The sequence below is a fragment of the Actinomadura sp. HBU206391 genome, from assembly GCF_014323665.1.
In the GTDB taxonomy this organism is placed as follows: domain Bacteria; phylum Actinomycetota; class Actinomycetes; order Streptosporangiales; family Streptosporangiaceae; genus Actinomadura_C.
In genome coordinates, this window is record NZ_JABVEB010000332.1 from 1 (window position 1) to 5,238 (window position 5,238).

Below are 5,238 nucleotides of genomic sequence, written 5' to 3' on the forward strand. Positions count from 1 at the left end.
GGTGCCGACCTCGCGGGCGACGCGGGTGACCTCGTCGGCGAACGCCGAGAGCTGGTCGACCATCGTGTTGACGGTGAGCTTCAGCTCCTGCAGCTCGCCGGCCGCCTCCACCGTGACCTTGCGGGTGAGGTCGCCCTTGGCGACGGCGGTCGTCACCACGGCGATGTCGCGGACCTGCGCGGTCAGCCGCCCCGCCATCGCGTTCACGGCGCTCGTGACGTCCCGCCACCGGCCCGACATGCCCCGCAGGGGAGCCTGCCCGCCGAGCCTGCCGTCGGTGCCGACCTCTCGGGCGACCTGGGTCACCTCGGCCGTGAACAGGTCCAGTTGGTCGACCAGCTGGTTCACCGACTTGCTCATGCGCAGCAGGTCGCCGCGGAGCGGGCGGCCGCCCGAGCGCAGATCGACCCGCTGGCTGAGATCTCCCTGGGCCACGGCGTCGATGACCCCGGACATCCCGGTGGTCACCCCGGTGAGCGTGTCGATGAGCGAGTTGGCCGCTTCGAGCCCCGCGGTCCAGGAGCCCGCATCCGGCCCCGGCGACAGCCGCTCGTCCAGATGGCCCTCGCGCCCGATCTCCCGGCGTACGCGGGACAGCTCGCCGAACAGGTGACGGCCGCGCGAGCCGATGTCCTCCAGGATGGCGGCCGCCTCCGCGACCGCGCCATCGGCCTCGATCTGCCCCACCGCCCGGAAGTCCCCGTCCCGGACGGCCGCCAGTGCCCGCAAAAGGGGCTCGAGGTCGGCGTCGCTGTAGCGGGGACTCGTGTCGCGGCGGAAATTAGCGGAGCGACGTGGACGGCCTACCGTTCGGGGCATAATCAATCCTCCCGGCCCACCTGGTTCAGCGTTGTTCAGCGTTGACGATCTGCGGACGCGCTGTGGGCCCGACATTGGCAGTCTGTCACGATGACAGGGATATGTATCACTGCTTCCAGCCCAGGGGACACCGTTGGACCAGCAGCTCGTTTCGGCCGCATTCCCCGCCGCCGCCGCGTCGGTTTCGGCCGCGCGGCGCTTTGTGCGGCGGGTTCTGACCGAGTGGGGCATGGAGATCGTCGCCGATGACGCGGTGCTCGCCACCAGCGAGCTCGCCACCAATGCGGTCACCTATGCGGGCACGTCCTTCGAGGTGTGCTGCCGGGTCGACGACGACAAGCTCCACGTAGAGGTGCGGGATCACCATCCTACCCGCCGTATCGCGATGCCGGGTCTGGACGCTTCGAGCGGCAGGGGCCTGCCGTCGACCGCCCGCCTCGCCGATTCGTGGGGGGTGACCTACGACCGGCTCGCCAAGAGCGTGTGGTTCCGCCTGCCCGCCTCCGACGGCAGCGCCGCCGGCTCGTACACCCAGTCGCTTCCGCTCGCCGACTCGGGCGCGCCACCGGTGCTGCGTCCCGGCGCGGGTGAGGAGTGGTCCCCGGCCGAGGCCGTGGAGGACCCGTTCGTGCGGGCCGTCGAGACCGTCCGTGACGTCCTCGGTGCCGAAGGCGCCGCCGTACTGCTGACCGAGCGTGACGGGCGGCTCAAGCTGGGCGCCTCGGACGGCCTCGCGCCCGAGGTGCGGACCGGAAGCCTGCGCGTCGCCGACCTCGGGCCGGAGGGGCAGCGGGGGATCCCGTGGGTCCTCGACGACGTGCCGGCCGAGTCGGCGGCCCACCCGATCGCCTCGATCCTCGCGGCGCGGTCGCTGGCCGCCGCACCGCTGCGGGCACAGGGGCGTACGGCGGGCGTCCTCGTGGCGGTGTCGGCCGAGCCCGGACGCTTCGGCCCGAGTGACGCCGAACGCCTCGGGCGGATCGCCGACGAGGTCGCGCTCTCTCTCGAGCGGGCCAGGGTCGGCGAGCTGGAGAGATCCTGGCGGGGCTGGCTGAGCTTCGTGGCCGAGGCCAGCGACCTGCTCGCGGGCACGCTCGACCAGGAGCGGACGATGGCCCTCGTCGCCCAGTTGGTCGTGCCCCGGCTGGCGAGCTGGTGCGCCGTCTATACGGTCGACGAGGCGGGCAAGGCCAGGCCGGCCTACACCTGGCACCTCGACGAGACCCGCATCGACGCTCTGCGCAAGCTCCTCGATCATGCCGACCCGGTACCGGCGGTCGACGTGCCAGGCCCCTGGAACGGTTTCGGCTCGGCTCCCGAACCGGTCCGCGACGAGGCGGGCTCCCTGGTCACCGACCTCGCCTACAACTTCCCGCTCATCGCGCGGGGCCGCCGGATCGGCATGATCGTCATCGGCCGGCCCAAGCAGGACAGATTTCTTCGCGGCGTGATCGACCTGGCCGAGGAACTGAGCCGCCGCGCCGCCCTGGCGATCGACAACGCGCGTCTGTACTCCGCGCAGATGGCCATGAGCAGCGCGCTCCAGCGCAGTCTGCTGCCGCCGGCCGTACCCGAGATCCCGGGGCTCGAGGTCGCCGTGGTCTACGAACCCGCGGGCGAGCGCAGTGAGGTCGGCGGGGACTTCTACGACGTGTTCAACTGCGTGGACGAAGAGGGCCGGCCGTGCTGGCGCTTCGCGATCGGGGACGTGTGCGGCACCGGGCCGGAGGCCGCCGCGGTGACCGGCCTGGCCAGGCACGCTCTGCGCATCCTCGCCGCGGAGGGCCTCTCGGTGCCCGATGTGCTGACCCGGCTGAACCGGCTCATCCTGGGAGAGGGGACGCGGGCGCGGCTGCTGACGCTGCTGCACGGAGAGATCTCCCTGTCCAAGGACGGCGACGGCGTGCGCCTCAGACTGGTCAGCGCCGGGCATCCGCCCGCGCTGGTGCTGCACCCCGACGGACTCGTGGCCGAGGCCGTGACCGCGCAGCCCCTGCTCGGCGTGATCGACGAGGTGGAGTTCGAGATCGACACGGTCGAGCTGAAACGCGGCCAGGTGCTCCTGTGCGTCACCGACGGAGTCACCGAGCGCCGGGCCGACGGCCGGCTGCTCGGTGACGATCAGGGACTGGAGCGGCTGCTCGGCTCGTGCACGGGGCTCAGCGCCGGTGCCGTGGCGGCCCGGGTACAGCGGGCCGTACGGGATTTCGGGCCCGAGCCGTCGGGCGACGATGTGGCGCTGATCGCCCTGCGAGTGTCGTGATCAATGCGCGAGGGGGTCGCCGGGCGCGTTAATGTGTCCGGGTGGGGCTGGCCTTGCACACGACACGACAGGATGGCCGCGCAGTGATCGCCGCGCGCGGTTCCATCGACCTGCACTCCTCCGACGACCTCCGAGAGCGACTGACGTCGCTGGTGGACGGAGGCGAGGAGCGCATCGTCGTCGACCTCACCGCCGTCGACTTCTGCGACTCCTCCGGGCTCAACGTTCTGGTTCGGGCCTACAAACACGCGCGGGCGCACGATGCCAAGCTCACCGTCACGGGCGCCTACGGGCGGGTCGAGAACGTGCTGCGGACGACCGGACTCGACCGTTTCCTGATCGAAGGGCCCGCCGCGGGAGACACCACTGCTGAGGTGTGATCGATGACCGAGACCACGCTGCGGGCGGCGCCGCAGACGGAGGCGGTTGAATACGCCCGTCGGCTTGCGGCCCGGACGATGCGCACGTGGTCTCTGATCGAGTACGAGGAACTGGTGACGGCGATCGTCGCCGAACTCGTCGCCAACGCCGTGCTGCACGCCGGGACGATGCTGGAGCTGCGGCTGATCCGCCGCATCGGCCGGGTGCGGGTGGAGGTACGCGACAGGGCGACCGGCATGCCGCGCCTCACGATCCCGGAACCGGAGGACGAAGGGCATCGCGGCCTGTTCATCGTCGACCGGTTCTCCGCCGCATGGGGGGCCGACCCCGTACCGGGCGGCAAGGTGGTCTGGGCCGAGGTGTCGACCTGAGCCGCCGGCTCGGCGACGGCGCCTCCTGAGCGCCGGCCCCGCTCCGGTCAGTGCGTCTTGCGGTACATCTCCGCGACGATGAACGCCAGATCGAGTGACTGCCCGCGGTTGAGCCGGGGGTCACAGGCGGTCTCGTAGCGCTGGTGCAGATCGTCCTCGACGATCTCGTGGCCGCCGCCGACGCACTCGGTCACGTCGTCGCCGGTGAACTCGATGTGGATGCCACCGGGGTGGGTTCCGAGCGCACGGTGGACCTCGAAGAATCCCGCCACCTCTTCGAGCACGTCGTCGAAACGCCGGGTCTTGTGCCCGCTCGGGGCCTCGAAGGTGTTGCCGTGCATCGGGTCGCAGATCCAGGCGACGGGGGCACCGCTCCGGGTGACCTTCTCCACCAGTGACGGCAGCGCGTCACGGATCTTGCCGGCCCCCATCCGGGTGATGAAGGTGAGGCGCCCGGGCTCCTGCTCGGGGTTGAGCCGGTCGATGAGCGCGAGCGCGTCGTCGGAGGAGGTCGTGGGCCCGAGCTTCACCGCGATCGGGTTGCGGATGTGCCGCATGAACTCCACGTGCGCGTCGTCGAGACCACGGGTGCGCTCGCCGATCCAGAGCAGATGGGCCGACACGTCATAGGGCAGGCCGGTGCGGGCGTCGATCCGGGTCAGCGCCCGCTCGTAGTCCAGCAGAAGGGCTTCGTGGCTGGAGTAGAACTCCACCCCGTGGAACTCCTCGGGATCGGCGCCACAGGCCTTCATGAACGCCAGTGCGCGGTCGATCTCGCCGGCGAGCCGCTCATAGCGCTGGCCGGCGGGGCTGCCGGCCACGAAGTCCTGGTTCCACGCGTGCACCTGGCGCAGATCCGCGTATCCGCCCTTGGTGAAGGCGCGGGAGAGGTTCAGCGTCACCGCGGAGCAGTAGTAAGCCTCGAGCAGCCGCCGTGGATCATAACGGCGGGCCTCGGCGGTGAAGTCGAAGCCGTTGACGGCGTCGCCGCGGTAGGCGGGAAGCTCGACTCCGTCCCGTACCTCCGTGGGCTTCGAGCGCGGCTTGGCGAACTGTCCCGCCATCCGCCCGATCTTCACGACCGGCACGCTGCCCGCGTAGGTGAGCACCACGGCCATCTGCAGCAGGGTCTTGAGCTTGTTGCGCACGATGTCGGCACTGGACCCCTCGAAGGTCTCGGCGCAGTCACCACCCTGCAGCACGAACGCCTGGCCACGCGCGACGTCGGCCAGCCGATCCTTGAGCTGGTCGCACTCGCCGGCGAAGACCAGCGGCGGCTGTTTGGCCAGCTGGGCGAGGACGGCGGCGAGCGCCGCAGGATCCTGCCACTCGGGCTGCTGCGCCGCTGGCCGCTCGCGCCAGGCGTCGAGATCGAAGGTGACGGGTTGTGTGCTCACGGCAAAA

5 protein-coding genes are annotated in these 5,238 nt (G+C 70.9%); 3 read left to right on the plus strand and 2 right to left on the minus strand.

Annotated elements, in window-relative coordinates; translation table 11 throughout:
* Nucleotides 1-819 (minus strand): HAMP domain-containing protein (locus HKK72_RS35615; protein ID WP_187238805.1); only part of this gene is annotated, 819 nt, incomplete at its 3' end.
* Nucleotides 820-952: 133 nt separating this feature from the next.
* On the opposite strand from HKK72_RS35615, the gene HKK72_RS35620 reads away from it, so the two are divergent.
* The 3 genes from HKK72_RS35620 to HKK72_RS35630 are packed head-to-tail and all read left to right on the plus strand — an operon-like array spanning nt 953 to nt 3,834.
* The gene (locus HKK72_RS35620) at nt 953-3,082 is read left to right on the plus strand and encodes a SpoIIE family protein phosphatase (RefSeq protein WP_187238806.1); all 2,130 of its coding nucleotides are present in this window, start codon (nt 953-955) and stop codon (nt 3,080-3,082) included.
* Between the two features lie 41 nt (nt 3,083-3,123).
* On the plus strand, nt 3,124-3,462 hold the full coding sequence (locus HKK72_RS35625) for an STAS domain-containing protein (protein ID WP_187238807.1): 339 nt from the start codon (nt 3,124-3,126) through the stop codon (nt 3,460-3,462).
* 3 nt (nt 3,463-3,465) lie between these two features.
* Nucleotides 3,466-3,834, plus strand: coding sequence for an ATP-binding protein (locus HKK72_RS35630; protein ID WP_187238808.1), 369 nt, complete (start codon nt 3,466-3,468; stop codon nt 3,832-3,834).
* A 47-nt stretch (nt 3,835-3,881) separates the two neighbouring features.
* Here HKK72_RS35630 and HKK72_RS35635 read toward each other — a convergent pair whose 3' ends face one another.
* Nucleotides 3,882-5,231, minus strand: a complete 1,350-nt coding sequence (locus HKK72_RS35635; RefSeq protein ID WP_187238809.1) for a class II 3-deoxy-7-phosphoheptulonate synthase — start codon at nt 5,229-5,231, stop codon at nt 3,882-3,884.
* Between the last annotated feature and the right edge of the window lie 7 nt (nt 5,232-5,238).

Coding starts and splice junctions, on each gene's coding strand:
- HKK72_RS35630 (WP_187238808.1), top strand. CDS start 3,466: ATGACCGAGACCACGCTGCGGGCGGCGCCGCAGACGGAGGCGGTTGAA.